Below are 1,134 nucleotides of genomic sequence, written 5' to 3' on the forward strand. Positions count from 1 at the left end.
GCACCATCCGCGGCACCCGCGAACGACTTGCACCGCCCGTCCTTCGCCAACCCCCGCTGCCGGCTGAACTCCACGAACATGTCCGGGGTGGACATCACGGCCACGCCGCCCGCCAGCGCCATCGAGCACTCGCCCGACCGCAGCGCCTGGACCGCCAAGTGCAGGCTCACGAGCGACGAGGAGCACGCCGTGTCCACCGTCAAGGAAGGCCCTTCGAGGCCCAGCGTGTAGGAGATACGGCCTGACACCAGGCTGCCTCCTGTGGTCGCGGCGGCCTCCGTTCCCTGGCCGTAGTCGTGATACATCAGACCGGCGAAGACACCCGTCCTGGTCCCCTTCAGGGACCGGGGATCGATGCCGGCCCGCTCGAAGACCTCCCACGACGCCTCCAGCAGGAGGCGCTGCTGCGGGTCCATGATCAGGGCCTCGTTCGGACTGATACCGAAGAACGCTGGATCGAAGTCACCGGCGTCGTAGAGGAAGCCGCCCTCGTTCGCGTAGGTCTTGCCCGGCACGCCCGGCTCGGGGTCGTACACGCCGTCGATGTCCCAGCCGCGGTCGAGCGGAAATCCGGAAACCGCGTCACGGCCTTCGGCGACGAGATCCCACAGGTCGTCGGGGGAAGTCACTCCGCCCGGGTAGCGGCACGCCATGCCCACGATGACGATCGGCTCGTCGTCCAGGGCCTGCACGGCGAGGCTGCTGCCACTCTGTTCCGCCTCCCGCGTCCCGCTTCCGTCCAGCTCGCCGTCGATGTACCCCGCTACGGCCCGTGAGGTGGGGTAGTCGAAAACGAGCGTCGCGGGAAGCCTGAGCCCGGTCGTCAGGTTCAGTTCGTTCCGGAGTTCGACTGCGCTCAGCGAATCGAAGCCGAGGTCCTGGAAGGGCCGATCCGCCTCGATGGCCTGGGCCGACGCGTGGCCCAGCACCTTGGCCACTCGGCCGCGGACCATCTCCAGGAGCTTATGGGCGCGCTCGTCGTCGTCGAGTCCCGCCAGGCTGCGTAGCAGCTCCTGCCCGTCTCCGGCTCCAGCCACCGCGCGGGCGGCGGGTCGTCTGGTGGTGGTGGGTGCGAGGTCGCGGAGGAGTGCGGGGATGGTGTCGGTACGGGCCCGCAGCGCGGTGACGTCGATC

Annotated in this window: 1 protein-coding gene; it reads right to left on the minus strand. The window is 69.3% G+C overall.

Annotation, left to right across the window (positions count from 1 at the left end):
- On the minus strand, positions 1-1,134 hold a 1,134-nt coding region (locus tag FKN01_RS32200), incomplete at both ends, for an acyl carrier protein (RefSeq protein ID WP_143626178.1).

It is taken from the genome of Streptomyces sp. 130 (genome assembly GCF_007096885.1).
Lineage (GTDB): Bacteria > Actinomycetota > Actinomycetes > Streptomycetales > Streptomycetaceae > Streptomyces.